Annotated in this window: 31 protein-coding genes, 1 tRNA gene and 2 pseudogenes; 29 read left to right on the top strand and 5 right to left on the bottom strand. The window is 38.1% G+C overall.

From position 1 onward, the window contains the following. Window positions 1-11: 11 nt before the first annotated feature. The 6 genes and pseudogenes from C0J00_RS08740 to C0J00_RS08715 all read left to right on the top strand — a co-directional run bounded on the left by C0J00_RS08740 (window position 12) and on the right by C0J00_RS08715 (window position 4,111). On the top strand, window positions 12-572 hold the full coding sequence (locus tag C0J00_RS08740; protein WP_104968495.1) for a sugar O-acetyltransferase: 561 nt from the start codon (window positions 12-14) through the stop codon (window positions 570-572). Window positions 573-633: 61 nt separating this feature from the next. Beyond that, a complete protein-coding gene (gene nmlR, locus C0J00_RS08735; protein ID WP_104968494.1) occupies window positions 634-987 on the top strand; it encodes a stress response transcriptional regulator NmlR in 354 nt (117 codons plus the stop codon). 21 nt (window positions 988-1,008) lie between these two features. Continuing rightward, on the top strand, window positions 1,009-1,362 hold the full coding sequence (locus C0J00_RS08730; protein ID WP_456154324.1) for a GFA family protein: 354 nt from the start codon (window positions 1,009-1,011) through the stop codon (window positions 1,360-1,362). Window positions 1,363-1,381: 19 nt separating this feature from the next. Further along, entirely contained in the window at window positions 1,382-2,440 is a 1,059-nt protein-coding gene (locus C0J00_RS08725) for a zinc-binding dehydrogenase (RefSeq protein ID WP_104968493.1), read from the top strand. A gap of 77 nt (window positions 2,441-2,517) precedes the next feature. Next, window positions 2,518-3,309 (top strand): annotated as a pseudogene (locus C0J00_RS08720) (aldo/keto reductase). Between the two features lie 157 nt (window positions 3,310-3,466). Continuing rightward, the gene (locus C0J00_RS08715; protein WP_199773966.1) at window positions 3,467-4,111 is read left to right on the top strand and encodes an HAD family hydrolase; all 645 of its coding nucleotides are present in this window, start codon (window positions 3,467-3,469) and stop codon (window positions 4,109-4,111) included. 32 nt (window positions 4,112-4,143) lie between these two features. Here C0J00_RS08715 and mutY read toward each other — a convergent pair whose 3' ends face one another. Both mutY and C0J00_RS08705 read right to left on the bottom strand, forming a co-directional pair. Then, entirely contained in the window at window positions 4,144-5,292 is a 1,149-nt protein-coding gene (gene mutY / locus C0J00_RS08710; RefSeq protein ID WP_104968491.1) for an A/G-specific adenine glycosylase, read from the bottom strand. A 55-nt stretch (window positions 5,293-5,347) separates the two neighbouring features. After that, a complete protein-coding gene (locus C0J00_RS08705) occupies window positions 5,348-5,773 on the bottom strand; it encodes a LemA family protein (RefSeq protein WP_158667329.1) in 426 nt (141 codons plus the stop codon). A 1,107-nt stretch (window positions 5,774-6,880) separates the two neighbouring features. On the opposite strand from C0J00_RS08705, the gene C0J00_RS08700 reads away from it, so the two are divergent. The 6 genes from C0J00_RS08700 to C0J00_RS08675 all read left to right on the top strand — a co-directional run bounded on the left by C0J00_RS08700 (window position 6,881) and on the right by C0J00_RS08675 (window position 11,143). After that, window positions 6,881-6,953: transfer RNA gene (locus C0J00_RS08700), tRNA-Thr, on the top strand. A gap of 267 nt (window positions 6,954-7,220) precedes the next feature. After that, a complete protein-coding gene (gene rpsF, locus C0J00_RS08695; protein ID WP_104968489.1) occupies window positions 7,221-7,511 on the top strand; it encodes a 30S ribosomal protein S6 in 291 nt (96 codons plus the stop codon). A gap of 11 nt (window positions 7,512-7,522) precedes the next feature. Beyond that, entirely contained in the window at window positions 7,523-8,011 is a 489-nt protein-coding gene (locus C0J00_RS08690) for a single-stranded DNA-binding protein (RefSeq protein WP_104968488.1), read from the top strand. Window positions 8,012-8,048: 37 nt separating this feature from the next. Beyond that, window positions 8,049-8,288 carry a 30S ribosomal protein S18 gene (gene rpsR / locus C0J00_RS08685; protein WP_000068665.1) on the top strand — a complete coding sequence of 80 codons (240 nt, stop codon included), beginning with the start codon at window positions 8,049-8,051 and terminating at the stop codon, window positions 8,286-8,288. 551 nt (window positions 8,289-8,839) lie between these two features. Then, a complete protein-coding gene (locus tag C0J00_RS08680) occupies window positions 8,840-9,841 on the top strand; it encodes an isocitrate/isopropylmalate dehydrogenase family protein (RefSeq protein WP_104968487.1) in 1,002 nt (333 codons plus the stop codon). Window positions 9,842-9,850: 9 nt separating this feature from the next. Continuing rightward, complete coding sequence (locus C0J00_RS08675) at window positions 9,851-11,143, top strand: CitMHS family transporter (RefSeq protein ID WP_104968486.1); 1,293 nt, start codon at window positions 9,851-9,853, stop codon at window positions 11,141-11,143. A gap of 145 nt (window positions 11,144-11,288) precedes the next feature. Here the strand turns inward: C0J00_RS08675 and C0J00_RS08670 are convergent, their stop codons facing one another. Next, the gene (locus C0J00_RS08670; RefSeq protein ID WP_104968485.1) at window positions 11,289-11,960 is read right to left on the bottom strand and encodes a DUF1129 domain-containing protein; all 672 of its coding nucleotides are present in this window, start codon (window positions 11,958-11,960) and stop codon (window positions 11,289-11,291) included. A 173-nt stretch (window positions 11,961-12,133) separates the two neighbouring features. Further along, on the bottom strand, window positions 12,134-13,078 hold the full coding sequence (locus tag C0J00_RS08665) for a magnesium transporter CorA family protein (protein WP_104968484.1): 945 nt from the start codon (window positions 13,076-13,078) through the stop codon (window positions 12,134-12,136). A 311-nt stretch (window positions 13,079-13,389) separates the two neighbouring features. Here C0J00_RS08665 and uvrA point away from each other — a divergent pair, with 311 nt between their 5' ends. From uvrA to C0J00_RS08590, 15 genes and pseudogenes are all read left to right on the top strand, one after another. Further along, the gene (uvrA, locus tag C0J00_RS08660) at window positions 13,390-16,212 is read left to right on the top strand and encodes an excinuclease ABC subunit UvrA (RefSeq protein WP_104968483.1); all 2,823 of its coding nucleotides are present in this window, start codon (window positions 13,390-13,392) and stop codon (window positions 16,210-16,212) included. Window positions 16,213-16,681: 469 nt separating this feature from the next. Continuing rightward, window positions 16,682-17,760 (top strand): annotated as a pseudogene (locus C0J00_RS08655) (PTS sugar transporter subunit IIC). A 109-nt stretch (window positions 17,761-17,869) separates the two neighbouring features. After that, a complete protein-coding gene (locus C0J00_RS08650) occupies window positions 17,870-18,934 on the top strand; it encodes a M24 family metallopeptidase (RefSeq protein WP_104968482.1) in 1,065 nt (354 codons plus the stop codon). Between the two features lie 9 nt (window positions 18,935-18,943). Continuing rightward, window positions 18,944-19,399 (top strand): deoxycytidylate deaminase, encoded by a 456-nt coding sequence (locus tag C0J00_RS08645; protein WP_104968481.1) that lies wholly within the window; start codon window positions 18,944-18,946, stop codon window positions 19,397-19,399. Between the two features lie 140 nt (window positions 19,400-19,539). Beyond that, window positions 19,540-19,728: a hypothetical protein gene (locus tag C0J00_RS08640; RefSeq protein ID WP_104968480.1), complete on the top strand. Its 189-nt coding sequence runs from the start codon at window positions 19,540-19,542 to the stop codon at window positions 19,726-19,728. A 46-nt stretch (window positions 19,729-19,774) separates the two neighbouring features. After that, complete coding sequence (locus C0J00_RS08635) at window positions 19,775-20,269, top strand: modification methylase Sau96I (RefSeq protein ID WP_104968479.1); 495 nt, start codon at window positions 19,775-19,777, stop codon at window positions 20,267-20,269. A gap of 10 nt (window positions 20,270-20,279) precedes the next feature. Beyond that, on the top strand, window positions 20,280-20,495 hold the full coding sequence (locus C0J00_RS08630) for a hypothetical protein (RefSeq protein WP_104968478.1): 216 nt from the start codon (window positions 20,280-20,282) through the stop codon (window positions 20,493-20,495). Beyond that, window positions 20,492-20,689, top strand: coding sequence for a hypothetical protein (locus C0J00_RS08625; protein ID WP_104968477.1), 198 nt, complete (start codon window positions 20,492-20,494; stop codon window positions 20,687-20,689). Before C0J00_RS08630 ends, C0J00_RS08625 begins: the two co-directional genes overlap by 4 nt. 137 nt (window positions 20,690-20,826) lie before the next feature. Continuing rightward, window positions 20,827-22,320 (top strand): primase C-terminal domain-containing protein, encoded by a 1,494-nt coding sequence (locus C0J00_RS08620; protein WP_104968476.1) that lies wholly within the window; start codon window positions 20,827-20,829, stop codon window positions 22,318-22,320. 251 nt (window positions 22,321-22,571) lie between these two features. After that, window positions 22,572-22,775: a hypothetical protein gene (locus tag C0J00_RS08615; RefSeq protein WP_104968475.1), complete on the top strand. Its 204-nt coding sequence runs from the start codon at window positions 22,572-22,574 to the stop codon at window positions 22,773-22,775. 16 nt (window positions 22,776-22,791) lie between these two features. Next, window positions 22,792-22,971 carry a hypothetical protein gene (locus C0J00_RS08610; protein ID WP_407697169.1) on the top strand — a complete coding sequence of 60 codons (180 nt, stop codon included), beginning with the start codon at window positions 22,792-22,794 and terminating at the stop codon, window positions 22,969-22,971. After that, window positions 22,964-23,374 (top strand): hypothetical protein, encoded by a 411-nt coding sequence (locus tag C0J00_RS08605; protein WP_199773965.1) that lies wholly within the window; start codon window positions 22,964-22,966, stop codon window positions 23,372-23,374. Before C0J00_RS08610 ends, C0J00_RS08605 begins: the two co-directional genes overlap by 8 nt. Next, window positions 23,374-23,820 carry a thioredoxin gene (locus C0J00_RS08600; protein ID WP_104968473.1) on the top strand — a complete coding sequence of 149 codons (447 nt, stop codon included), beginning with the start codon at window positions 23,374-23,376 and terminating at the stop codon, window positions 23,818-23,820. The genes C0J00_RS08605 and C0J00_RS08600 overlap by 1 nt, the downstream gene beginning before the upstream one ends. Beyond that, window positions 23,813-24,043: a hypothetical protein gene (locus C0J00_RS08595; RefSeq protein ID WP_104968472.1), complete on the top strand. Its 231-nt coding sequence runs from the start codon at window positions 23,813-23,815 to the stop codon at window positions 24,041-24,043. Before C0J00_RS08600 ends, C0J00_RS08595 begins: the two co-directional genes overlap by 8 nt. A gap of 9 nt (window positions 24,044-24,052) precedes the next feature. Continuing rightward, window positions 24,053-24,301 (top strand): hypothetical protein, encoded by a 249-nt coding sequence (locus C0J00_RS08590; protein ID WP_104968471.1) that lies wholly within the window; start codon window positions 24,053-24,055, stop codon window positions 24,299-24,301. Here C0J00_RS08590 and C0J00_RS08585 read toward each other — a convergent pair. After that, on the bottom strand, window positions 24,294-25,250 hold the full coding sequence (locus C0J00_RS08585) for a hypothetical protein (protein ID WP_104968470.1): 957 nt from the start codon (window positions 25,248-25,250) through the stop codon (window positions 24,294-24,296). The two genes, C0J00_RS08590 and C0J00_RS08585, sit on opposite strands and share 8 nt — an antisense overlap. Before the next feature lie 78 nt (window positions 25,251-25,328). On the opposite strand from C0J00_RS08585, the gene C0J00_RS08580 reads away from it, so the two are divergent. Both C0J00_RS08580 and C0J00_RS08575 read left to right on the top strand, forming a co-directional pair. Continuing rightward, the gene (locus C0J00_RS08580; RefSeq protein WP_104968469.1) at window positions 25,329-26,333 is read left to right on the top strand and encodes a hypothetical protein; all 1,005 of its coding nucleotides are present in this window, start codon (window positions 25,329-25,331) and stop codon (window positions 26,331-26,333) included. A gap of 16 nt (window positions 26,334-26,349) precedes the next feature. Next, window positions 26,350-26,724, top strand: a complete 375-nt coding sequence (locus C0J00_RS08575) for a hypothetical protein (RefSeq protein WP_104968468.1) — start codon at window positions 26,350-26,352, stop codon at window positions 26,722-26,724. Window positions 26,725-26,731: the final 7 nt, after the last annotated feature.

Raw genomic sequence — 26,731 nt, 5'->3', positions numbered from 1 at the left:
AGGAGGGTCTTATGGAAAAAGCATTCTTACCTTATCTTAATACCGGGAAAATGGTTCCTGAAACAGATGGTTTGCGTCAGTTGATCAGTCAGATTCAAGTTGAGAATAAACCACTTGTCCAAGAATTGAACACCAATGTCCAAACCTACGATTCCACTAGAGAGTTGCTAGAGAAAATCACTGGTCAGCCGATTGACCCGACAACCATTGTCAATGTTCCCTTTCAAACGGACTTTGGTCGCCACATCACTTTTGGCAAAAACGTCTATGTCAATATGGATGTTTTCATGACCGACCTAGGTGGTATCACGATTGAGGACGATGTCCTAATTGCTCCGCGGGTTAAGATTCTAACGGTCAACCATCCTTTAAATCCAAGTGACCGCCACAAATTGGAACTAAAATCAGTTACCCTCAAGCAAAATTGCTGGATAGGGGCTGACGCGACAATTATGCCAGGTGTTACTGTCGGAGAAAACGCCGTTGTCGCAGCAGGAGCAATCGTCACCAAGGATGTACCGGCAAATACAGTCGTCGCAGGAGTCCCTGCTCAAGTCATTAAAAAGATTTAAGAATTTGACTCGAAGTTAACGTCAAGGTTTATCATAGACTAAAAACGTAAAGGAGCAAAAGATGAACATCAAAAAAGCAGCTGAAGAAGTAGGACTTTCTGCGGATACCATTCGTTATTATGAACGTATCGGTCTAGTACCTCCTATTACAAGGACAGCGTCTGGTATCAGGAATTTTCAAAAAACTGACATAGAAGCCCTAGAATTTGTCAAATGCTTTCGATCGTCAGGTGTTTCCGTTGAGAGCTTGATCGAATACATGTCACTTTTTCAAAAAGGGGATAGTACTCGCCAAGCAAGGCTAGAGATTTTGCAAGATGAATATGACAAAATGCAAGAGCGATATGATGATTTAGGTAAGGCGCTCCATCGTCTTGAGGATAAAATCCAAGGCTACAAGGAAGGAAAATACTGATGTTGAAAGGATCTTGTTTATGTGGATAAGTCGTCTATACAAGTAGAGCAAATTGCAGGTCCGTTGGTCTATTGCCATTGTTCATTTTGCCGGAAAGCTACTAGTTCAGCATTTTCCATTACCGCCATGGTAGATAGAAAAGAAGTTACTATTTTAGAAGGAAGTGGCAGATTAAGTACGTATCAATCGTCACCAGGGAAGACTCGCTATTATTGTCAGAACTGTCACAGTCAGATTTATCATGTCAAAGATGAGCAAGTAGATATCATCACCCTAAAGGTTGACTTACTGGACAATTCGCAAGACTTAGCAGACCTTCCCCATAAGCATATTCACCAAGATCCAGATTGGGCTTGGTTGAGAGAAGAAGAATAATAGAAAAGGAATACTTATAATGACAACAAGAAGAACAAAAACAGCAATTTTTGAATCAGCTGGAAAAATGATCATTGAAGAGGTTGAAAAACCACAACTTCAAGCCGCTGATGATGTGATTATCAAGGTCGTTCGTGCTTGTGTTTGTGGCTCAGATTTATGGTCCTATTCACACGGAGATGATAAGGCAGGTCATTCTGAAAATTCTGGTCATGAAGCTTTAGGAATTGTCGAAGAAGTTGGATCTGATATTACGACTCTAATTCCTGGTGACTTTGTTATCGTGCCATTTACACATGGTTGTGGGGAATGTGATGCATGTAGTGCTGGTTTTGATGGCACTTGTGACAATCACGAAATGCCAACAAATTGGTCTACTGGATTTCAATCCGAATACATTCGCTTCCACTATGCTAACTGGGCGTTGGTCAAAATTCCTGGACAACCGAGTGATTATTCAGAAGGTATGATAAAATCTCTTCTAACACTTGCCGATGTTATGCCAACGGGTTACCATGCTGCACGCTGTGCCAACGTTCAAAAAGGTGATAAAGTCGTCGTTATTGGAGATGGTGCTGTTGGACAATGTGCTGTTATTGCAGCCAAGATGAGAGGAGCATCTCAAATTGTCCTCATGAGTCGACATGAAGATCGCCAACAATTGGCACTTGAACTTGGTGCAACAGCTGTTGTCGCAGAGCGCGGTGAAGAAGGCATTGCAAAGGTTCGTGATATTCTAGGTGGTGGCGCAGATGCTGCTTTAGAATGCGTTGGAACAGAAAGTGCCATGGAGCAAGCTATTGGTGTTCTCCATAATGGGGGACGTGTCGGTTATGTTGGCGTCCCACACTATGCTAATCGCCCAATTGGATCGACCTTTGCTCAAAACATTTCCTTTGGAGGAGGTTCAGCGTCAGTAACAACCTATGATAAAGATTTCTTATTGAAGGCCGTTTTGGATGGAGAAATTAATCCAGGTAAAGTTTTTACAGAAACTTATCAACTCTCAGACATCAACCAAGCCTATCAAGATATGGCTGACCGAAAGACCATTAAGTCAATGTTAATCATCGACTAAGAAAAGAGGTATCATCTATGACACACTTTACAATGAATGATGGTGTGACAATTCCAGCTTTATGATTAGGAACTTGGATGATTAGCCAGGAAAAAGCAGCAGGAGCTGTCAAAAGAGCTATCGAGCTAGGCTATCGTCATATCGACACCGCACAAGCTTAAGGCAATGAAGCCGAAGTGGGCAAGGCATTCGTGAATCTGGCCTTGTGCGTGAGGAAATTTTCCTAACAACCAAAGTCGCAGCCGAGCACCAAAAACTTATGAGAGCACAGCGGCCTCTATCGATGAGTCATTGGCTAAATTAGGGCTTGACTATATTGATTTGATGATTATCCATAGTCCTCAACCTTGGGATGAATGGCGTGAAACAGATAAGAATTTTGATGAAGGCAATCTTGAAGCCTGGCGTGCGCTAGAGGATGCTCAAACAGCTGGGAAAGTTAAATCCATCGGTGTTTCTAATTTCCAAGAAGCTGACTTGCAAAATATCCTGGACAAGGGTACTGTAGAAACAGCTGTCAATCAAATTTTAACTCACGTTGGCAACACCCCTCATGCCTTAATTGGCTTTTGTAAAGCCAATGACATCCTTGTCCAAGCCTATTCACCAATCGCCCATGCTGAAGCTATGAAAATGAAGCCATTGTTGCCATGGCAGATAAATACGGCGTATCAGTTTCTCAACTTTGTATCAAAGACGTGCTTCAACTGGATTTGGTTGCTCTGCCAAAAACAGAAAATCCAGACCACATGGCTTCAAATATGGATTTGGATTTTACTATTAGTTCAGAAGATTTAGAAGTCCTTAAAACTATTGATTTTAAAGATTATGGTGAATTTACTTATTTCCCAGTTTTTAGTAGAAAATAAAATATTTAAAGCTTAAGGAAACTTTAAGTTTACTTAGATATACTCTAAATATCCTAAAACTTTTCTTTTTCGAGTGACTAGCTCACTCAATCATAATCTCCTAGACCAGATGGCTAAGCTATCTGGTTTTCTTATGTTACAATGGACTTGAGGTGATATGATGAGTATAAAAGTAGTGATTTTTGATATGGATGGTGTCCTTTTTGACACAGAGCTGTTTTATTTTGACAGACGAAAAAGATTCTTGGACCAAAAGGGCATCCGAATTGATCACTTAGAACCAAAGGACTTCATTGGTGGCAATGTCAAACAAACTTGGCAGTTAGTGCTGGGAGAAGATTATGATAAGTGGAATATTCCTGAGTTAGAACAGGCCTATTCCGCTTATAAGCTTGCTAATCCTGCTCCCTTTAATCATTTAATCATGTCAGGAGCTAGAGAGACACTTACTAGCTTAAAAGGTAAGGGCTATCGTTTAGCACTGGCTTCTAGTTCAGCTATGGTTGATATCGAAAGTGCTCTCAAAGGTTCTGATCTCTATCAGACTTTTGAGGTCGTTTTATCTGGTGAAGATTTTCCAGAAAGTAAGCCCCATCCAGCTATTTATGAAGCTGCTATAGCTCATTTAGGAATCGATAAATCAGAAGCATTGGTTATTGAGGATAGTCAAAAAGGCATAGAAGCTGGTAAAAGAGCAGGCTTAAAGGTTATCGCACTCAAAGACGAACGCTTTGGAGTCGATCAAAGCCAAGCAGATGCCGCTATTGAAACTCTCGATCAACTGTTTCAGTTTCTTGATTAGAAAAACAGCCTTCCATTGGGAAGGCTGTTTGTTTATCTATTATTAGCTAAGTATTCTGCTACTATCTTTTTTTGAGGAGTAGCCATAGGATAACTGTTTAAATCATCTAGTTTAACCCAATGCAGGTGTTCATTTAAAGTCAAGTCATCCTTATTAAGAATCCCCTCAAACAAGGTCAGGTTCCATTTTTGATGACTAAAGGTATGTTTGACTTGTTTAAACGAGCGTTCGGTCCAGGTCGGCTGACAAGCATAAGCTTCTTCAAAACTATCTTTTTGAGAATGGGTTTCTAGAAGTGATTGATCATCTTCAAAAAGACTAGTCTGTTTACCGATAAAAGAGGTTTCCAATAGTGGGAATGACCAGAAGCCAGCCAGTAAACGTCCTTGTATGTTTTTTTCAAGGAGCAATTCTCCCTCTTGATTGCGAATGATAAAAGCGTGAATTTCCAAAGGTTTTGGTTTTTTCTTGGGTAACTTGATGGGGTATTTATGGTAAGTTCCATTGAGATAAGCTGCATTAAAGAAACGTATAGGCGACTCATCAGGACGTGGATTTTTGGCAGATTCGATATCAGTCCCTAAATCCATCAATGCCTGATTAAAATCACCAGGCCGCTCAGGATCAATCAGTATTTCCATAATGGCTTGGAAAATTTTCCGATTCTTGGTGTCACCAATATCATAGTCAACTTCAAAAAGTCTAGCCATAACGCGCATGACATTACCATCAACAGCAGGCTCAGGCAGATTAAAAGCAATACTTGAAATGGCACCTGCCGTATATGGACCAATCCCTTTTAAAGAAGCTATATCGTCATAAGTCGATGGAAAAATCCCATCAAAATCAGTCATGATTTGCTGGGCAGCCTTTTGCATGTTTCGCACTCGTGAGTAGTAGCCTAATCCTTCCCATGCCTTTAGTAATTTTTCTTCGGGAGCATTCGCCAAATCCTCAACCTTTGGGAACCAATCTAAAAAACGTTCATAATAGGGAATCACAGTGACAACCTGAGTCTGTTGCAACATGATCTCGCTAATCCAGATGTGGTAGGGGTTGCTCGTTCGACGCCAAGGTAAATCTCTTTTTTCTTGATCGTACCAAGTCATGAGCGTACGACGAAAAGAAGCAATCTTACTCTCATCCCACATCTCAATACCATAATCTTTTAAATCTAACATGTTTCTATTGTAGCAAAGAAGTCGTTTTTAAACAGAGAAAAACACCTTGCGGTGCTTAGATAAGAAAATCTGAGAAGTAGTCTAATGGTTGAGGTTTCTTGATGGCGTGATAAGGCATGACTGTAATAGCTAAATTATAATCCTCTACAGCTTTGTTGTAGGCCATCTTTGAGGTGGTTAAATGATCCTCGTAACGGTGAATTTGACTGACTAGAGTCGACGGCAAGTTGCCCTCATAGGAATGGGAGTCATGTTTTAGACTGTTCAAATGTTGTCTGATTAAATCAATATTATTAGCAGCGTGATAAGTCGCTTGTTCTAGCTGTGTGATATAACTTTTTTGTCGGAAATACAATCTAGCAGTCGCTGAAGTAGCAGATAGGATAAAAATAGACAGATCACCAACTAATTGAAAAAGGGAATCATCACCAGGCATAATAATGGCCCAAGGAATAAAGTACAATAGAAGAAATATCCCCATTTGAAAACAAAAAGACCATAATGAAAATTTAGGAATACGGATTGGAACTCTCAACAAAATACCTCAACAAAAAGAAATAGTCAATCAATAGCAAGTTAATTTTCCGTTAGTATATCATAAAACAATCAATAAAAAAATAGAGTAACTAAAGTTTTTTCTTGACAAAAGAAAGCGCATACAATATAATAAAACTATAAAGAAGGATGACAGAAGAAACAGATTTATAGGAGGGAATCTTATGATGAAACCACATGTCGCACGGTACAAAAACGGAGATACTTAAGTCTCCGGATAAATAGTAGGCAAACGTTACACGTTACAACTTTACATTTTTGCATATCAAAGTGATCACTGATGAAACCATAAGTATAAGAAATGGCCAAAACTCTTTACTTACGAAGTTTCTAGAACTTGTTTTCAATTAGGAGGTAATACTCATGATGGAATTCAACAAAGGACGCTATAAAAACGGAGACAACTTAGGCTATTGCAGAAAATAGCTTAAGGAGTGAATCCAATGTAAATAGATATTGATACTTTCTCTGAGAGAGAAGTTTGTATTAGTTTTAGTTAGATAAAAGTGGTGATAAATCACTAATTGAGCTCAATAACTGTCGTCGCGTTACTCAGGATGTGCTAATTATAATAACTGTCGTTAATGTCACTCAGGGTGTGCATATATAAAATCGTAAACTCAAACTTGTTTCAGGACAATAGGGAGGAACGCCTATGCTAACTTTTGATATTGGACGTTACAAGAACGGTGACAATTAAGTTGAAATCGTCGAAAGTCACTCAGGTTAATGGATTGATTAATACGAGGCGAACGATGCTAAGATTTAATATTAGCCGTTATAAAAACGGAGACAAATTCCTTTAGTGAAAGATTAGAGGAGGAAAAATATTATCCAGAATATAAAAAACAAAGTTAAAACGAAATGTAATAACGTAAGATACTCCTTATGAAGTCAATCATGCGAAAGGAGAATTATATTTTAGACAAATATTTTACACATTGAAGAGATACTTACAAGCGTGCAGTAGGTATCTTTTTATTTTGTGAAAGTATTGACAAGATAATCCAAAGTGCTAAAATAAGGGTGTTAAGCCGATTTAGCTCAGTTGGTAGAGCAACGCACTCGTAACGCGTAGGTCACAGGTTCGAGCCCTGCAATCGGCAAATCTGAGGAAGCTGGGATGAGGGTCCCAGTTTTTATTTTTGTTATCCTATTCAAGGATTATACGGCAAAAGCTGATGAAACTGCGCCTTCAAAAGTTAATAGTTGCTTTGCTTGTTCATTATTTTGAAAAAATCGCTAAAATGATCTTTGTCTAAAGAAAATCCTTGCTATCTGATACTATAACTGCTATAATAATAACTTGTGAGAATACCTCACTTACCCCTTGCTAGGTCTTGGGGTCATTAGTCCAAAAGGAGGAAATATCAATGGCTAAATACGAAATTCTTTATATTATTCGTCCAAACATTGAGGAAGAAGCAAAAACTGCTTTGGTAGAACGTTTTGATTCTATCTTGACTGACAACGGTGCTACTATCGTTGAATCAAAAGATTGGGAAAAACGTCGCCTTGCATACGAAATCAAAGATTTCCGCGAAGGTCTTTACCACATCGTTACTGTTGAAGCTGAAGATGCTGTTGCTCTTAACGAGTTTGACCGTCTTTCAAAAATCAACACTGACATTCTTCGTCACATGATCGTTAACCTCGAAGCGTAAGAAGGTAGTTTATGATTAATAATGTAGTACTTGTTGGTCGTATGACCAGAGATGCAGAACTTCGTTACACACCGAGCAATGTAGCAGTAGCTACTTTCTCTCTTGCAGTTAACCGTAACTTCAAGAGTCAAAACGGTGAACGTGAAGCTGATTTCATTAATTGTGTGATTTGGCGCCAGCCAGCCGAGAATTTGGCTAACTGGGCTAAAAAAGGTGCCTTAATCGGTATCACTGGACGTATTCAGACGCGTAATTATGAAAATCAACAAGGCCAACGTGTTTACGTAACAGAAGTTGTTGCGGATAATTTCCAAATGTTGGAAAGCCGTGCTACACGTGAAGGTGGTTCACAAAGTTCATACAATGGTGGTGGCTATAATAACCAATCATCAAACGATGCTTTCTCATCTTCATCACAAACACCAAACTTTGGTCGAGACGAGAGCCCGTTTGGTAACTCAAACCCAATGGATATCTCAGATGACGATCTACCGTTCTAGGATGAACACTAACACTATAATATAAGGAGAAAATAACATGGCTCAACAACGTCGTGGCGGATTCAAACGCCGTAAAAAAGTTGATTATATCGCAGCTAACAAAATTGAATACGTTGACTACAAAGATACAGAACTTCTTAGCCGTTTCGTTTCAGAACGTGGGAAAATCCTTCCTCGTCGTGTAACAGGAACTTCAGCTAAAAACCAACGTAAAGTAACAACAGCAATCAAACGTGCTCGCGTTATGGCTCTTATGCCTTACGTTAACGAAGACTAATTCGTTAGGCCACTTCCTTTGGGAAGTGGTTTTTTGATTCTTCAATACGGCCATGAATCGGTGATCAATGAGACAACTAACCTAACCATTTTATCTATTACTGCAATCCTTAAACGCTGAAATGCGTATTCTATTCAAAAGACTTATTGTTTTTTGAAAATCTTTGGCTGATAGTATTTTTTTGAACAATCATGTGATTAGATTGTTTCTTTCTCAGTGAAACTAGACTTTTTTCAAACGGCAATCATAAGTTGAACTACTTATGATTTTTTGCAGATAGGGATATTATTTTGCGCTAACCAAAGTTGGATAATAAAAATAATCATTTGAATAGTTATTTAAAATCAAACATACTTTGTTACAAAAAAAGAGTTAAGAATTAAGTAGAAAAACCTTTAAATATCAATGCTATACAGTGTTTATGCTTGGTTAACAATGGATGTTAAAAAATCGGTTAAATCTGAATATTTTGTGTTTTTTTATTGAAAACGTATTTACTTTCAGATGTTTTTAAGCTAGAATAACAAAAAATAAGCTTAGGAGGTTTCGTCTTGAAAAAGGTAACATTAATCCCAGGAGATGGTATTGGTCCAGAAATAGCTGATGCTTTAGTAGCGATTTTTGAAGCAGCGCAAGTACCAATTGTATTTGAAAGAGTTGAAGCTGGTAAAGCTGTTTATGATACTACAGGAGTATTGATTCCAGAGGATGTCTATCAGAGTATTGAAAGGACAAATGTAGCTTTAAAAGGACCTACAGAAACACCCATCGGCTATGGTTTTTCAAGTATGAATGTTGGATTGAGACGAAAATACGACCTCTATGCTAATATACGTCCCATTAAATCGATAAATGGTGTTGAGACAAAATATGAAAATTTAGATTTAACCATTTTTAGAGAAAATACTGAAGGACTTTATATCGGTGAAGAATCCTATGAGACTGAGGACAAAGATGTAGCCGTAGCCATCAAACGCATCAGTCAAAAGGGGAGTTATAGGATCATAAAAGCAGCCTTTGATTACGCCCAAAAACATAGCAAAGAAAAAGTGACGGTTGTTCATAAGGCTAACATTCTTAAGTTGACAGACGGCTTGTTTTTAGAGACTGCTCGTCAAGTAGCTAAGGATTATCCTGGTATCTTTATGGAAGAAATTATTGTTGACAACATGTGTATGCAACTAGTGACTAATCCTGAGCAATTCCAAGTGATTGTTACCATGAATCTCTATGGTGATATTTTATCTGATTTATGTGCGGGGTTAGTAGGTGGGCTTGGTCTCGCTGCTGGTGCTAATATTGGTGACGATGTTGCTATTTTTGAGGCTGTTCATGGCTCTGCTCCAGACATTGCAGGACAAGACAAGGCGAATCCTTTGGCTTTTTTGTATTCAGGTCTCTTATTACTCGATTACTTAGAATTATTCGATGTATCAGAACGAATCAGACAAGCGATTGACGAGACGCTTAGCCACCAGGAACTGAGAACGGCTGATTTGGGAGGTAGCTTGGGCACCTCAGCATTTACTAAAGCTATTATTGACAGATTGTGAGGAGGTTCTATGCTAGCTATTATCGGATTTCTTATGTTGTTAACCATCGTTTTTCTCTTGTTTAAAGAAAAAACAACACCAATGGTTGTCTTTATAGTCGTTCCAACAATTGCGGCCTTTTTAGCTGGTTTCTCGATTAAAGAAGTTGTTGCATTTGTGGAGAGTGGGATTTCAACGGTTAGTGAAATGGCTGTTCTCTTCATTTTCTCGGTAACTTTTTTCGGAGTCTTATCTGATACAGGCATGTTCGATGCTATTGTAGATAAATTGGTCAAAAGGACAGGGAATCATCTTATATTAGTGGCTATCGTAACAGCTGCTATTGCTATATTCTCTCATTTGGATGGTGCCACGGTGACAACAGTTTTGGTAACCATTCCAGCACTTTTGCCATTATATCGGAAGTTAGGCATTAGACCACATCTCTTAGTCTTGATAACTGCTTGTGGTATGGGGGTTATGAACCTTCTGCCTTGGGGTGGACCTGTTGCTAGAGCAGCAGCAGTGCTTAAAATGGATACAACGGATCTATGGCATTTGCTCATTCCTCTTCAAATATTAGGAATTGTTATGACTGTTGGATTAGCAATTGTTATGATGCTTAGAGAATCCAAACGTTTGTCTCAAGTGACGGAATCTGTAGAATCTCAAGATGGGCAAGTTTTAACAAAAGAGGAGAGTGCCTTAAAACGACCAAAGCTTACGAAATTGAACTTGTTGTTGATGTTGATTATCCTTGTTGTTTTGCTTTGGGATAAATTTCCAACTTATTTTGTTTTCATGGTTGGTTGTACCATTGTTCTTTTGCTAAATTATCCTAACATAAAGGATCAAAAAGCACGTGTTAAAGCGCACGCTGGATCAGCCTTAGATGTTGCCTCAGTTATGTTAGCGGCAGGAATTATGGTTGGGGTTCTTAGTGAGAGTGGTATGCTAGAAGCTATGGTAGTACCTCTCTTGAAAATCATCCCAGCTAGTTTGGCAAGTCAACTCCAATTTATAATGGGTATTCTTGCCTTCCCACTAGGAACCATGTTAGGAACGGACTCATACTTCTATGGCTTGATGCCATTAGCGATTCAAGTAGGTGAGAATTATGACATTCCACCTTTAACGATGGGGATTGCTATGCTAATCGGAAAAAATTTATCCTTGCTGATCAGCCCGCTGGTACCAGCAACCTATTTGGCGATTAGTTTGACAGACTTGGAGTTAAAAGATCACATTAAATATAGCTTTCTTCCTTTATGGATAGTTGCTTTATTGATGTTGATGATGTCAGTCATCTTTGGATTAGTATAGAAAAAGAGGCTGGGAATTTTTCCCAGCCTTTTTAGGTTATTCAGTTAGCTAAACAAGACGTAGTGGTCGAGTGGGCTTCAAAGGACTGATATGATTAACTGTTACACCGCTACTTAACTGTTTGTTGTCCCACTCTCTTTTAATTTTATCTTCTAGGTGTTGCTTGTGCAGACATAGCACTTAAGATATTATATTTTTTCTTGAAGTAGTAGCGTACAGCAAAGGCTATTGCACCTAGAATAATGAGTAAAAATGGAGGTAATTGTGGGTTAATGGCTGCAGGTAAAAAGGCAGTTATACCAAATAAAGCTAACCAGCCTATCATGAGGAGCCCTAAGATACCGATGCTTTTCCAAAGGCTTGGGCGCTGAGTTTTTTCTTTCCCAATATGACGGTAGACGTAGTGATAAGTTGCGTAAAGAAAGGCGCCGCCACCAAGACCAACCACAATGAGAGTTAATAAACCATAGGATTGGTGTTTGCTATCACTAAATGTCAGAAAACCAGTGATGAGTCCAAGAAAGCCAAACCAAAAGAGAGAAGCATCCATCCACATAAGCCAAGGATTAGTGTTTTTAGCTTCTTGTGCAGCGATTTTTTCCTCTTCTTCTGTTTTTGTGAATTGAGCAGCCCAGGTAGTTGGAGCGCCAAGGAAAGATCGGGCAGGGATGCCATTTTTTTGATTTTCTTCAATACTTGGTAGAATATCTGCTAAAATCGTTTTGATTTCAGAATCTGATTTACCATCTTGAATCAACTGTTTAGTAGCGATGTGAATAAATTCTTGGTTCTTGTGAGTAAGATTGTTTAAATCCATGATAATCCTTTCAGAAATGGAGTAAGCATTGTAAAATGTCACAGTTTTTTTAGTCAAGTGCCAGTAGTAACTAACATTGTTTTGTCGAAAATCTAGTGAGCTGTTTAGGAAATTTCAAAATAGAAACTTCCGTCATGACATTAACGACTTTTGTCGCAATGACATGTAACAGGTCAAAACCACTTCTTCCTAATAAAATAAATCACAACCATTAGACTAAGAACAGATGCAATAAAAACAATGTACCAGAAGGCATGTGGTAGGTCATTTAAAGGTAGCCAGTTGTTTTGGAAGTTCATTCCATAAGCTGAGAAGATAACGGTTGGGATATCTAGAGCCATGGTCATGAGTGCCAAGGTTTTCATGATAGTGTTCTGGTTGTTACTGATGATAGCGGCAGATGTTTCAGCCATAGCATTCAAGACATTCTCGTAAATGCCAGCCATTTCGATGGCCTGTTGCGTTTCAATCAAAGTATCTTCAAGCAAGTCTTCATCTTCAACGTATTTTTTGAGACTTGAGGTACTGCTGGAAAGTTTTTTAACGATTCGCTCATTCATTTTTAGTGAGGCTTTTAGATAGACAATGGACTTTTCCAATTCCATCATATCGATAAGCTGTTCATTTCGTGTTGCGTCTTCCAGTTGCGCCTCGATGCGGTCACTTTGACGGTCAATCGAACGCAAGGCGGTTAGAAAGAGAATAGCATTGCGATAGAGAAGTTGGAAAATAAAGCGTGTCTTCATAAAGGTATAAAAACTTTTGACACGATTATTCTTGAACTGATCAAAGATAGACAATTCTTCTAAACAAGTCGTAATAACAGCATTTTCGGCGACAATAATTCCCAAGGGAATGGTCATATAGTAGTTCTTATTGTTGCGCACTTCGTAGGTAGGGACGTCGACAATAATCAAAGTATAATCATCTTCAACAGTGATACGAGATGTTTCCTCAATATCAAGGGGTGCTCGTAAGTCGGTAATATCGATATTGAAGCGTTCAGCAACTTGATGAGATTCTTCCTGGGAAGGGTTGACCAAATTAATCCAAGCGCCAGGCTCGAATGTATCAATCTCTTTGAAATCAATTCCAGTTGACAGAAACATTTGTTTCATGTGCATTCCCTCCTTGTATTAGAATCTAGCCATACCTATCTATTATACTCTATTTTAGCCTTAAAAAAAAGCAGGGTTTGACGATTCTTTTTACCGTAAAAAATTCTGATTTTGTTATAATAGAGTAACGTTTAGAAGAACTAAAGCGAACGACGTGTTTTTTAAATCTGTTATCATAAGTATTCTAAAAGTGATACAGAAGAAAAAGTTTATTTTAGGCTTTTTAGATGTAAAAGCAAGTTGCTAGTTTTCTTTATATTTTGAGGCAGGTATCTCGGGAAAGGAATTGAGCCAAATAGGCGTCATAAATTATGCAAGATAAATTAGTTATTCATGGAGCGCGTGCTCATAATTTAAAAAATATAGATGTGGAGATTCCTCGTGATAAGCTAGTTGTGGTAACAGGTTTATCAGGTTCTGGAAAATCCTCCCTGGCTTTTGATACCATCTATGCAGAAGGGCAACGTCGCTATGTAGAGAGTTTGTCTGCCTATGCTAGACAGTTTTTAGGCAATATGGAAAAGCCTGATGTGGATTCGATTGACGGTCTCAGTCCAGCCATTTCGATTGACCAAAAAACGACCAGCAAAAATCCTCGCTCTACCGTTGGTACAGCAACGGAAATTAACGATTATCTCCGTTTACTTTATGCGCGTGTGGGAACTCCCTATTGTATCAATGGGCATGGTGCTATCTCAGCCTCATCTGTTGAACAGATTGTTGACGAAGTGTTAGAATTGCCCGAAAGAACTCGGATGCAAATTCTGGCTCCAATCGTTCGTCGAAAAAAAGGGCAGCATAAGACGATTTTTGAACGTATCCAAAAAGATGGCTATGTTCGTGTTCGTGTGGATGGTGAGATTTTTGATGTGACCGAAGTACCAGAACTTTCTAAGAGCAAGATGCACGATATCGAAGTTGTCATTGACCGCTTGGTCAATAAGGACGGTATTCGTTCTCGTCTCTTTGATTCCGTGGAAGCAGCCCTTCGTTTGGGGGATGGTTACCTCATGATTGATACCATGGATGGTAATGAATTGCTCTATTCAGAACATTACTCTTGCCCGGTTTGTGGTTTCACCGTTCCCGAGTTAGAACCTCGTCTCTTCTCTTTTAATGCGCCATTTGGCTCTTGTCCAACCTGTGATGGTCTCGGTATGAAGCTAGTGGTGGACTTGGACTTGGTTGTACCTGATACCTCTAAAACCCTTAGAGAAGGGGCACTTGCACCCTGGAATCCAATTTCATCACATTACTACCCAACCATGCTGGAACAAGCCATGACAACTTTTGGTATCGATATGGATACACCATGGGAGGCTCTTGCTGAATCGGATAAAGAGGTGATTCTTTATGGATCTGGTGACCGTGAGTTCCACTTCCATTATCAAAATGATTTTGGTGGTGTGCGTGACATTGACCTACCTTTTGAAGGTGTTGTTACCAATGTCAATCGTCGCTACCATGAGACCAACTCAGAGTACACACGTGGCGTTATGCGCGAGTATATGAATGAGTTGACTTGTTCGACTTGCCACGGCTATCGCCTCAATGATGCTGCGCTATCTGTTCGTATTGGTGGACCGGATGGGATGACTATCGGTCAGATTTCAGAACTCTCTATCGAAGACCATCTCAAACAAGTGTCTAGCTTAACCCTTGGACAAAATGACGAAATGATTGCTCGTCCTATTCTCAAAGAAATTACAGATCGTTTGACTTTCTTGAATAATGTTGGGCTTAATTATTTAACTTTGTCTCGGATGGCAGGAACCTTATCCGGCGGGGAAAGTCAGCGTATTCGTCTAGCAACCCAAATCGGGTCTAATTTAAGTGGCGTCCTTTATGTCCTTGATGAACCATCTATTGGACTTCATCAAAGGGACAACGATCGACTGATCTCTAGTTTGAAAAAAATGCGTGACCTCGGCAATACCCTAATTGTAGTAGAGCATGATGAAGATACCATGATGGAAGCGGACTGGTTGATCGATGTGGGACCAGGAGCGGGTGCGCTTGGTGGTGAGATCGTCGCTTCAGGCACTCCAAAACAAGTGGCAAAATCCAAAAAATCCATCACTGGTCAGTACCTATCAGGTCGTAAAGTCATCCCTGTACCAGAGGAACGCCGTCAAGGTAATGGACGCTTCATCGAAGTTAAAGGAGCTAGTGAAAACAATCTTCAAAACATCGATGCTAAATTCCCATTGGGGAAATTTATTGCGGTGACAGGGGTATCTGGCTCTGGTAAATCAACCTTGGTCAACAGCATTCTTAAAAAAGCCATTGCTCAAAAATTAAATCGTAATGCTGATAAGCCAGGAAAGCATCAGTCGGTTGAAGGCATAGAGCATATTGAGCGCTTGATTGACATAGATCAAAGTCCAATTGGACGGACTCCTCGCTCAAATCCAGCTACCTATACAGGTGTCTTCGATGACATCCGAGACCTCTTTGCACAAACCAATGAAGCTAAAATTCGAGGCTATAAAAAAGGTCGTTTTTCCTTCAACGTTAAAGGTGGCCGTTGTGAAGCCTGCTCGGGTGATGGCATTATCAAGATTGAGATGCATTTCTTACCGGATGTTTATGTTCCATGTGAAGTTTGTCATGGAACTCGCTACAATTCTGAAACCTTGGAAGTTCACTATAAAGGCAAGACTATTGCGGATATTTTAGAGATGACTGTCGATGATGCGGTAGAATTTTTTGCAGCTATTCCTAAAATTGCTCGTAAAATTCAAACGATCAAGGATGTTGGGCTAGGCTATGTAACGCTTGGTCAACCCGCAACTACTCTTTCTGGTGGTGAGGCGCAACGGATGAAACTAGCCAGTGAACTGCACAAACGCTCAACAGGTAAGTCATTGTATATTTTGGATGAACCAACAACGGGACTTCATACCGATGACATCGCTCGTTTGATTACTGTTTTAAATCGTTTTGTGGATGAAGGAAATACGGTTCTTGTTATTGAACACAATCTTGATGTTATCAAAACAGTAGACCATATCATTGATTTAGGGCCAGAAGGAGGTGTCGGTGGTGGACAGATCATCGCCACAGGAACACCAGAAGCAGTCGCGCAGGTAGAAGCTTCTTACACAGGGAACTACCTAAAAACAAAATTATAAGCGGCGGAAACAAAAACCAGCTGTTTTGCTCAAACAATGAAAATCTAATAGATAAAAGGATTCAGTTCTGATGTAAACAGAACTGAACTTTTTTTATTTTATACTCCAAGAAAATAAAAATCTGACTAGGGAAGGAGCACAGATAGAATGAGAGTTCATCAAGCTAAGCTTGACAACATCAGATTTTGATTTTCAATGAGTATAATGTCGTTGCTTGATATGAAAATGTGGTCCATATAGTAGTATGATGGAATGCTTTTTCTTGGATTTTAGGAAGTTTAATCCCTTAAAAGGAGTTTTTTGCAGAGCAGCTATTTTGTTTTTGAGTCTTTAAAACGCTTACGTATTATGAAATTATCTAAATTAGCGAAAAAATCAGAAAATTTATAAAATTGTGTTGACTTTAAGAAAATCTCTGGTTATAATGGAAAGCACATCCCAGCAAATGGGGCTTTTAGGAGGTATGCATATGGATGCACAGTTTTCTCATGTTTCACCCAAAGACTTCTTTTTTAAAGTCTTGAATGGTACAGCGCTAGGGATCATTATTGGTCTGATTCCAAACGCCATCTTAGCCCAATTCTGCAATACTTTCCTGGATTTACCCTGGGAGTTAGCTTAGTTACAGTTGTAAAGATTTTCCAACTAGCAACACCACTCATTATTGGTGCCATTATTTCTTATCAATTCCATTTGGACTCACTACGTAGCATGACCGTTGCAGGAGCAGCTTTTGTTGGTTCGGGTGTGATCACGCAAGATAGTCAGACTTATTTTGATAAAGCTGGAGAGGCAGCTACTCTTTTGATTGGAAATGGTCAAGGAAATATCACCAACACCATGTTGACAGCTGCTCTTGCCATCTTGATGGTTAAAGTCATTAAGAAACGCTTTGGATCAGCGGAGCTCGTTTTGACACCACTTGTGATTGGAAGTTTGGCTGGTTTGGTCGGACTTTATACGTTACCAACAGTTAGTTCAGCGACGCTAGCAATTGGTACGATGATTAACTACTTTACAACGCTTCAGCCATATGCAATGAGTATGCTTATTGCTGTAACATTTGCCATTTTGATTATTTCACCAGTATCGACAGTTTCAATTGGAATTGCGGTAGGACTTTTCGGCTTATCTGCTGGAGCTTCGGCGATGGGAGTTGCAAGTACAACGCTTGTTCTGATTGTTCATTCTTGGAAAACTAATAATTCAGGTGTCACACTTGGTATCGCTATGGGCTCAATGAAAATGATGATGCCTAACTTATTCAAGTATCCAGTCATTCTCTTTCCAGTTGTAACCACAGCTATTGTTTCAAGTCTTTCTGTTCCGATCTTTAATATTACAGGGACACCAGCTTCTGCAGGCTTTGGGCTTGTTGGCTTGGTTGGACCATTGGCAGGTCTTAAAGCTGGAAATACGCTTGCAGTTACTGTTTTAGCTTGGCTTGTTATTCCTGCTGTTGCAGCGCTAGCATCATATTTCGTATTTGATAAATTGACAAAACTTTATCAAACAAATGTGGTCTTCAAATATCAAGAAGCTGAATAATACAGATACTAAAAATTTGATTACTTAAAACTTCCATTATCTTATTGAAGACAATGGAAGTTTTTTGATAAAATAAAGTCATTGATAAGTCAATATTAAGGAGGTTTTCATGGAGTCTAGGGTTGTTCGTTTTGAAGATAAGTTAAGGCAGTCAGGTTTAGATGGTTTTCTTGTAACAGGGCAAAATAATATTTATTACCTAACGGGATTTTGGGGGACAGAGAGTACAGTATTTATCACTCGTAACCGTCGCATTTTCATGACGGATGCCCGCTACACCTTGATTGCCAAAGAAGTGGTTGAAGGTTTTGATATTATCGAGACCCGTACGGCTTTGGCTGAAATTACTAACATCATCAAGGCTGATAAACTCACAAGAGTTGGCTTTGATAGCCAGGTTTCTTATGCCTTTTATGGAGAGTTAACTAGTTTAGCGCCAGATACGACTTGGTTGCCTCAGACGGATTTTGTCGAAGGTTTGCGCGTGATTAAGGATGACACAGAGATTGCAACCATTCGGCAAGCCTGCCAGATTTCAGACAAGGCTTTTATCGACGTTTTAGAATTCATAAAACCTGGGCAAACAACGGAGATGCAGGTAGCAAACTTCCTTGATTTTCGTATGCGAGAGTATGGCGCTTCAGGCGTTTCTTTTGAAACGATCGCAGCTTCGGGTTACCGCTCAGCCATGCCTCATGGTGTTGCTGGTCATAAGGTGATTCAGTCGGGAGAATCTCTAACCCTTGATTTTGGATGCTATTACAAGCACTATGTTAGTGACATGACGCGTACTATCCATATTGGGTATGTAACAGACCAAGAGCGTGAGATTTATGATATCGTTTTGAGAGCCAACCAGACCTTGATTGATCAAGCTAAAGCGGGTATGACACATAAAGAATTCGATGCCATTCCTCGTCAGATGATAGAAGATGCGGGTTATGGACCATTCTTCACACATGGTATTGGTCATGGTATTGGTTTGGATATCCATGAAAATCCATTTTTCCGTGGCAGTGATGATAAGTTAGCAGCTGGTATGGTAGTGACGGATGAGCCAGGGATTTATCTTCCTGATCAATATGGACTGCGTATCGAAGATGACTTGGTGATTACAGAGACTGGTTGCGACGTATTGACCCAAGCCCCTAAAGAATTGATTGTCATCAAGTAGGAGAAGAAGATGAAAAGACTATCTTGGCAAGATTATTTTATGGCTAATGCTGAGTTGATTTCAAAGCGTTCAACCTGTGATAGAGCCTTTGTTGGTGCTGTTTTGGTCAAAAATAACCGTATCATTGCGACGGGTTATAATGGCGGCGTTTCAGATACCGATAACTGCGATGAAGCTGGCCACTACATGGAAGATGGGCACTGTATCCGAACGGTTCATGCTGAAATGAACGCTCTGATTCAGTGTGCCAAAGAAGGGATTTCAACGGATGGTACAGAAATTTATGTGACGCATTTTCCATGTTTGAACTGTACTAAGGCCTTGCTCCAAGCAGGTATCAAGAAAATCACATATAAGGCTAATTACCGTCCGCATCCTTTCGCTATTGAGCTCTTGGAGAAAAAAGGTGTTGCCTACATCCAGCACGATGTCCCAGAATTAAGCTTGGGAACAAAAGACGACTAGTTGCCTCTTGTGAAAGTAATGAAAAATCATGTAAGTGGTAAGAGTTTTTAGAATAGTAAATAATCCTAAATTATGAGGAGAACGGAGAAATCTGTTCTCCTTTTTGTTCGTTTAAAATCTCATAAGAAAGGAGCCGAACAATGAAAGGGTTAGAAATCATTATGGATATTGATACTTTAGAAATTTTTGAAGTGATTAATCATGATCAAGAAATGACTCCAGAAGCAGCTGAGAAAAAAGAGGTTTGTATATCTGCTGATGAAGGAAATTATGCTGAATTCTATCAACTAAATTTGTTTGAAACAGTGGATATCTTTAATACTTCTTAATACCTTAGTGCAGTAGTTAAGAGATGATACAAGGGGGATATGCGGGATGATTAGAAATGAATTTTATAATCAGCTAATCAATAGTGAGCCATTGGGTTTTATTGATCCTCTGACTGATTTAGGAGAGTTTGACTCTGTTCAGATGAAGTTTAAAGAGCCTGTTGCTAAATTGGTAAACAAGTATTCTGGTCAGCCTTATAACTTGAAGTGGCAAAATAAAATAGAACAAATGAGAACATTGTATATTCAATACCAAAAAAGTTTGATGTTGGAGAATCAGGATGACGATATTCGTAATAGAGTTAGAAATAAAGAATCTAAAGAACATGTTCATAACATTGTGACAACATATCTGAGGTTAGGATTTAAATTTAAAGAGATTGAAAAACGTTTGCCTTTATCTTATAAGCAACTAATACGAGGTCGTAAGAGAAGTGATTATGTAATGACTCGAGATCCTGAATTTTATATAAAACAAGATTTGCAGGAAGGTTATTGTTTTCCAAATTCAACTCTTCCACGGAGTATGAAAGTTAACTAAAGGAGCCGTTATGATACAAGAAAAAATAGAAATAGTAAGTAGTAGAAAGGGTTCTTCAGAGCTGAGAATCAAAAAACTGTTAGAGAATCCGAAAGCAGATTTCGTTGAAGTTATGGATCCAACAGGTGAATATTATGAAGTGAGTAAGATTGATTTTGAAGCTTATGCTGAAGGACAGAACCATGCGAAAGAAACAAAACTAATACCAGAGGAGTTAGTAGAATGAGGACTATTACAGCACAAATTGAAGTCTGTATAACAGAGTTAGAAAATTACAGTCCGTCTCTTGCTGAACTTTCAAAGAGCCAATATTATCTCTTGAAGCAAACGAATGCTACGCTGTCAGACTATGAAGACTTTTTGAGTGATTTACAAGGAGCTATTAGGATATTTGATAAAGAAAGTGAAGTATCCAAATGAAAAACAATCCAACAAGGAGTGAAAGAAGAGAAGAAAAGCGTTTACGAAGAATGAATTCTATGCTTTCGTAGCACACCAAGGGTTACTATCGTTCTAAAAATGATTTTTCAAAAAATTAATTCAAAACAAGGAAGCAAATGAACCTAACAGACATTCATAACTTAATTCTACGAGATAGTTTAAGAAACTATAAGTTTAGAAATAGTCATCTAAAACCTATCTCTCCAGCTGAAGAGGGGAACCGTGGTGCTATCTTTGCCTACCGTTCCAAGGCCAATATGGTCAAGGCACGTGGTATTGTTCTGACATCAATGGAAGCCATTATGGAGAACCAGGATAACTTTACGCACTGGACACCTAACGCTTATCGGTTTGGTACCTACACTGACAAGAAACTTCAGATTACACGTGGCCATGCTGAAAATAATCTGAGACAAATCAATACGTTTTATATTGATTTTGATATCACATCTTCAACTGAAGAGATGACTTCTGGAGATATTTTAACAGCTGCTATCGATTTAGGATTTATGCCTACGCTAATCCTAAAATCAGACAAGGGCTATCAAGCTTATTTCGTTCTTGAGGAACCTGCCTATGTAACAACTCATTCACAGTTTCGAGTTGTCAAGGTGGCCAAGGCTATCTCTCAAAACTTGAGAAACCATTTCAATCAGACCTTACCAGTTGATATGACTTGTAACCATTTTGGAATTGCACGTATGCCACGAACGGATAATATTGAGTTTTTCCATGAAGAATACACCTATTCCTTCCAGGAGTGGCTCGATTGGTCAATGAAACAATCGGACCTTCCATTCCCAAGTAAGAAACCAAACTTAACGGTTATCGCTGGTTCTGAAGGTGTTAGACAAGTTGATGAACCCTGGTATCAGTTACTGATGAGAGAAGCCGATATTAAGGGAAATAAAGCTTTAATGGGAAGAAACAACGTGCTATTTACTTTAGCACTTGCTAACTTCTCATCAGGTGTCTCTCAGAGCGATTGTGAGAGTGTTTTGTCTGATTTTAATGGACAATTGGCTGAACAGCTCTCTTCAGACGAAGTTTCAAAGATTATTTCTTCAGCTTATTCCGGTAAATATGAGGCTGCCAGTCGTGATTATATAATACTTCTTTGTAAAGCATGGGTTAATGAGAATCTGAAAGTTTCAGAATTATTTGTAAAACAAAAGTGGTATAAATTTAAAAAGAAACGCTCTGATCGTAAGCATAGTCATCTCCATGAGTGGAAAGCTGATGTTATGGCTTACTTAGAAAGTTTTTATCAGTGTGAAGATCCTTTCATTCAAACCACTAAGAAATCTATCAGGGAAGAGTTAAATATCCCTGAGCGTTCATTAGATAAAGTTCTTAAAGCTCTTAAAGCTGATCATAAGATTTTCTTTACGGTTAAGCCTGGACGTGGTGGTGGGATTAGATTAGCTTCTGTTAAAGCTATTGTCCTTTCTCTTATCCAGGTAAAAAAAGAACGTCAGGAAGCTTATTTTACTAGTATTGCTGCTTTCTTTGAAGAAAGCATAGGATTCACTCAAAGAATAATAGAAGGAGCTAAAAATGCGCTTAAACAAGCAAGACAATTGTCTCTATTTGAAGCTGATATTGGTTGAGTGATAAAACCCGCAAACTGCCATTACATTTATATCTCTGATAGTGAGAGCAAAGTTTATAGGCTTATAAAACTAATATGCATTGGTATTTGGATACTAAAAAAGAGAGGATTTTATATGGATTATTTTAGTTAGATTAGTTGAAGCTATTTTCTGTACGGCATTATTTTGTTGGGGTGGATGGCTATAATATGGAACTTGAAAGTAGTTATAAGGTAATTGTAGAACAAACTAGAAGAGGAGAAGAATAAATGGGATATGTTATTTTTAGTTTTGAAGATGGAGACTATCTCTATGACAGTAAGGGAAATTTATTAGTCTTTGAGAGTAGAGGATTAGCTTGTCAGTATATGCAGGTGCATTATCATATTCCTCTACCAGTTCAGAAGACTAAGAAAGTTATTCACTATCCAAATTATTATCAAGCACCGTTTAAAGTTCATAGAGTTTGTTAAGAAAGGATGAGTTATCGTGAAAAGAAAAGATGAAATTCTTTATACTGGGAGACTGCTCCTTTTTGGAGTGATACCATTATGGAAAATAAAGCATACTAAGCGAGAGTGGGAACAGCTTATCACTTTGGAACATAAACGAAATAGATTGATTGAAGTTGTTTTCATTGATGACAAAGAGGAGGAACATTATGGGTAATATCAAAGTTTTACGAGGCTATTATCTAACAGGTTTAGGGCAGGAACCATTAGCTTATTATTTTAAGATTACAGATGACTTTCCCGAGTTTGAGTCAATGAAAGCTGGAGATATTGCTTTGACCTTTTACCAAAATGGAGATGCCATTACAAGCATACCTGGGCTGATTAGAGTTGATGCCGTTATTGAGGGAGAAAAACAAGTTCTGGAATTTATTCAAAGTGAGAAGAAGGACCACTTTCCTATGTTACCGCTTGTTGCTCTGTATAAACAGTTCGATCCTTTACAATTTAATACCATGATGGAGACCTTTGATAACTTGAAATTAGAGATTAAGCGATTGGCTAAAGTTAGCTATGTTCAAGGAGATTTATTCGAGTTTATTCAGGGAGATCAAGGATAGTGGTTGATAGATTTAAATGGATTAAAATGGTTTTTGGCACAGTAGGAGTAATAAGCATATTATTCTTCACAGTTATTGGTGTACAGACTATATGGACTGATTACGTTGTCAAAGACTACGATAAACACCTTACAGAGCAAGTTTATGTAGATGCTACGGTTGATCAAAATGTTAACCTTGTCTTTTATAGAAAAGCTTGTCCTTACTGTACGGTAGGAAAAAAAGCAGTTATAAACGCAGCTGAAAAGAATTCCTATCCGACATTTTATATCGATGTGGAATCGGAAACTGGTCAAAAATTAGTGAAACAATACCATATTGAAAAAGCAGCAACACTTCTCACACTAAGAGATGGGAAGTCAGATATTTATCATTATGCTGCTAAGGATAAACAAGGCAAGATTACAGCTGACGAGAAGAGCATTAAGGAGGCACTAGATGAATAAAAAAACTAAGCTCAGTAAGTGGGCAGAAACAGCTTTTCAATTTGACAATGAATTGTGGCGTGCGAAAACAACCGAAGGAATGGTTATCTTAGGCAAACTTTCTGATGATATTTTTACCTTGTTGCGTTTCAATGATGAAGGGGGAAAGCTGACACATATTTCAGAAAGTGAGGCCTTGTGGTTAACGCTGGAGCTGGCTCCAGAAAAGATGGATTGTATTTAGGAGGACAAAATGGAACAAAAATATTATTTGGTTTTGGCAGAAATCAGTATTTTTCAAACTGTTTGGCTTATTCCTAGGAAAGATGGAAGTATTGGGTGGACAGATGAAATAAAACAAGCTAAACCCTTTTTATCCTATGAGGAAGCTAAAAATAAGACTGAAGCACATATGCAATCAGTCTTTGAATTTATAGCTTCATATAAAATAATAGAGTTTTCTAAAGAGGAGTTAGATGATTTTCTTATTGCAACTAGCTAAAGACAAGATAATCTAAAATATCAATTGGGCTAACGTTTGGATTTATAAATTTTCTATTTGGATGTTTTATAAAACTTCCAAAAAAGAACACTTTTAAAGGCTCACCATCTTTAGCTGCACGTTTTAATATCTTTATCTTATAACCTACTCCATGATGTTGAGACTTGGTTTCATTGATGATTATTGTTGGACGGTTATTGACGTTATCAATTGAGCAGACATGATGAAATCTGATTAAAAAATAACTATTATCAGGGTTATCTTTATTCAAATGATAATCTACTGTGGCGGTATCATAGTAGATGTGAACATCTTCCAAGTTAATTCCTCTTTTGGTAGCTTCTGCTAGATTGACGAAGTACCTTTCCAGTTGAATTTCTTGTTTATTTTTAGAGTAAAATGTGAATTTTTCGCCTGATTGGTATTCTAAAAAATAGCGTATAAGGGCAGTAAGTTGTTTGACATGACTCCGAAAAGTTTTGGTATCAGCGGTAGAAGATGTACGAGAGTGTCGATGTGCAACCTCAGTATCACTTGTTTCAGATGAAGGGCTGTTTTCATCGTTTTGTTTAGGATTAGTGATAGTAGCCAGTGACCCTTTAACAAGATCTAGATCGATAATGAGTTTGTTTTTCTCACGAGAAAACGAACCGTGGTTTTCTGTTGTTACCTCTTGTTCTCTTTGATGGTAATGTTCGATCATGCGTTGACAATAATTAGAATCATGTTCTTGGTTACGTGCTCCAGGAGTAAAATAAGGTGTTTTGTCAAAGTCTGGATTGTTGAAGTTTGTTAAGGTCAATTTGAAGGAACATTTTTCACCACATTGAAACTTTTTGGCATCAGTCAAATGATAAGTTGAACCAACTGGAGTACGAGAAAAATCATAGGCCTCCTTAGCAGATAAATCAGTTTTTAACTCAAGGTTATAAGCAGATGGAAAACTCATAAATTTATACCTCTCAATGATAATTTATTATCTTTATTTTAACACTTATTATCTCAAATTAGAAAGGACGTGTCACTTATGATAGATACGATTAAACGGTGGACTAAAACCATAAAATTCAGTCCACTTGCTAAACCATTTATAGCAACTCAACGTTGGTTTCAAAACAATGTGATTAAACGTAAGTTAGTTATTTTTTCATTGCTATTTGCAGCTTGGATTGGTTTGTTACTAGGGGCGATTTACTCTCCACAAAGACAGACTTACACTGATGAACAGCTCAAAACAAAGAGAACATTTGAGAATGGAACAGGAGAAATTAGGCTATCTAGTCAAGGTTATTCTCCTGAAACAGGCATTATTGTTCTTCAATTTGAGACAAAAGATTCAACATCTCCAGTGGATCGTGGCATCGATACTAAACGTCTTAAATGGAATCTATACGCACAGAATAAGACAACTGATACAACAATGGAAATCGTGCCAATTGTAGATAATAAAATTTCTGTCATTATTCGAAATGTTCCAGAACATTTTGGAGCTTATGCGATTGATATTACTAATGAGACTGTTGCGACTAGTTCAATTGATGTCGATATTTCCAGTCCTTCAGATGAACAAGAAACTCCCGTTAAAACAAAAGAGAATAGTGGTGCTAATATTGTTCAATTTTATGTAACTACTCAAAATAGTAAACTGAAAAAAGAGAAAATTAAAAGTGTCACTCGTGAAGAATTTGCTTTATCAGAAATTAGAGCAGAGAAGACTTTCCAAAGTGGACAGATTGAAAAATTGAATAACTCTATTAAGCAATTAAAAGACTCTATTGAGGATGATGAGTCTCGGAAAAATGGATTACTTAAAGAGGCAGGTTATCTATCAGGTGATGACTTGGAATCTAATCAAAAGGATATTGCAACGATTGAAAGTAATATGGAAACTAAGAATAGGTCTATTGAAATAGCTACTCAGAATATTGAAAAAGTACAAGTGAAGATTGAGAGTTTGAAGAAGAAAGAAGTTGCTGTAAAAACTGGAACTTTTGAATTTTCAAATCCAATTCAAACCGTAAAAATGAAGTAATTAGGAGGATAGAATCATGCAAAAAACATATACTAAACTTGCAACCAAAGAACAGCAAACACTTAGAAAACATCGTATTGTATTTACAAGTACAAAAGGTATTTTAAAAAAACAAAAATGGATTATCCTAGACATTGATGAACATGGAATAACCTATAGGGGTCGTCCAAGTTTTAGAAATAAAATGTTTTTTTGTATGTACCAAAGTATTGACCAAATTTCTATCGATGATCAATCATTTATATTAACAATAAAAATAAATATTCCACAAACTCATTCTCATATCTACCAAATAGATTTAAAAGAATTTGATGGGGAACTCTGGAATAATTTTATTAAAATTCGAGATGTTATCACTTCTTTTGCAGGAAATAAGTTGGAGCATAACTGATGTAAGA

The organism is Streptococcus pluranimalium (assembly GCF_002953735.1).
Classification (GTDB): Bacteria; Bacillota; Bacilli; order Lactobacillales; family Streptococcaceae; genus Streptococcus; species Streptococcus pluranimalium.
This window is presented reverse-complemented; position numbering and strand designations above follow the sequence as displayed.

Bases quoted from the DNA above. Each gene is read 5' to 3' on its own strand.
- C0J00_RS08575 (WP_104968468.1), top strand. From the start codon at position 26,350: ATGCAAAAAACATATACTAAACTTGCAACCAAAGAACAGCAAACACTT.
- C0J00_RS08645 (WP_104968481.1), top strand. From the start codon at position 18,944: ATGAAAAGACTATCTTGGCAAGATTATTTTATGGCTAATGCTGAGTTG.
- C0J00_RS08740 (WP_104968495.1), top strand. From the start codon at position 12: ATGGAAAAAGCATTCTTACCTTATCTTAATACCGGGAAAATGGTTCCT.
- C0J00_RS08725 (WP_104968493.1), top strand. From the start codon at position 1,382: ATGACAACAAGAAGAACAAAAACAGCAATTTTTGAATCAGCTGGAAAA.
- C0J00_RS08715 (WP_199773966.1), top strand. From the start codon at position 3,467: ATGATGAGTATAAAAGTAGTGATTTTTGATATGGATGGTGTCCTTTTT.
- C0J00_RS08615 (WP_104968475.1), top strand. From the start codon at position 22,572: ATGGGATATGTTATTTTTAGTTTTGAAGATGGAGACTATCTCTATGAC.
- C0J00_RS08625 (WP_104968477.1), top strand. From the start codon at position 20,492: ATGAGGACTATTACAGCACAAATTGAAGTCTGTATAACAGAGTTAGAA.
- C0J00_RS08670 (WP_104968485.1), bottom strand. From the start codon at position 11,960: ATGGATTTAAACAATCTTACTCACAAGAACCAAGAATTTATTCACATC.
- nmlR (WP_104968494.1), top strand. From the start codon at position 634: ATGAACATCAAAAAAGCAGCTGAAGAAGTAGGACTTTCTGCGGATACC.
- C0J00_RS08675 (WP_104968486.1), top strand. From the start codon at position 9,851: ATGCTAGCTATTATCGGATTTCTTATGTTGTTAACCATCGTTTTTCTC.
- C0J00_RS08690 (WP_104968488.1), top strand. From the start codon at position 7,523: ATGATTAATAATGTAGTACTTGTTGGTCGTATGACCAGAGATGCAGAA.
- C0J00_RS08630 (WP_104968478.1), top strand. From the start codon at position 20,280: ATGATACAAGAAAAAATAGAAATAGTAAGTAGTAGAAAGGGTTCTTCA.
- C0J00_RS08635 (WP_104968479.1), top strand. From the start codon at position 19,775: ATGATTAGAAATGAATTTTATAATCAGCTAATCAATAGTGAGCCATTG.
- C0J00_RS08705 (WP_158667329.1), bottom strand. From the start codon at position 5,773: ATGGGGATATTTCTTCTATTGTACTTTATTCCTTGGGCCATTATTATG.
- mutY (WP_104968491.1), bottom strand. From the start codon at position 5,292: ATGTTAGATTTAAAAGATTATGGTATTGAGATGTGGGATGAGAGTAAG.
- C0J00_RS08590 (WP_104968471.1), top strand. From the start codon at position 24,053: ATGGAACAAAAATATTATTTGGTTTTGGCAGAAATCAGTATTTTTCAA.
- C0J00_RS08665 (WP_104968484.1), bottom strand. From the start codon at position 13,078: ATGAAACAAATGTTTCTGTCAACTGGAATTGATTTCAAAGAGATTGAT.
- rpsR (WP_000068665.1), top strand. From the start codon at position 8,049: ATGGCTCAACAACGTCGTGGCGGATTCAAACGCCGTAAAAAAGTTGAT.
- C0J00_RS08580 (WP_104968469.1), top strand. From the start codon at position 25,329: ATGATAGATACGATTAAACGGTGGACTAAAACCATAAAATTCAGTCCA.
- rpsF (WP_104968489.1), top strand. From the start codon at position 7,221: ATGGCTAAATACGAAATTCTTTATATTATTCGTCCAAACATTGAGGAA.
- C0J00_RS08640 (WP_104968480.1), top strand. From the start codon at position 19,540: ATGAAAGGGTTAGAAATCATTATGGATATTGATACTTTAGAAATTTTT.
- C0J00_RS08595 (WP_104968472.1), top strand. From the start codon at position 23,813: ATGAATAAAAAAACTAAGCTCAGTAAGTGGGCAGAAACAGCTTTTCAA.
- C0J00_RS08585 (WP_104968470.1), bottom strand. From the start codon at position 25,250: ATGAGTTTTCCATCTGCTTATAACCTTGAGTTAAAAACTGATTTATCT.
- uvrA (WP_104968483.1), top strand. From the start codon at position 13,390: ATGCAAGATAAATTAGTTATTCATGGAGCGCGTGCTCATAATTTAAAA.
- C0J00_RS08605 (WP_199773965.1), top strand. From the start codon at position 22,964: ATGGGTAATATCAAAGTTTTACGAGGCTATTATCTAACAGGTTTAGGG.
- C0J00_RS08650 (WP_104968482.1), top strand. From the start codon at position 17,870: ATGGAGTCTAGGGTTGTTCGTTTTGAAGATAAGTTAAGGCAGTCAGGT.
- C0J00_RS08620 (WP_104968476.1), top strand. From the start codon at position 20,827: ATGAACCTAACAGACATTCATAACTTAATTCTACGAGATAGTTTAAGA.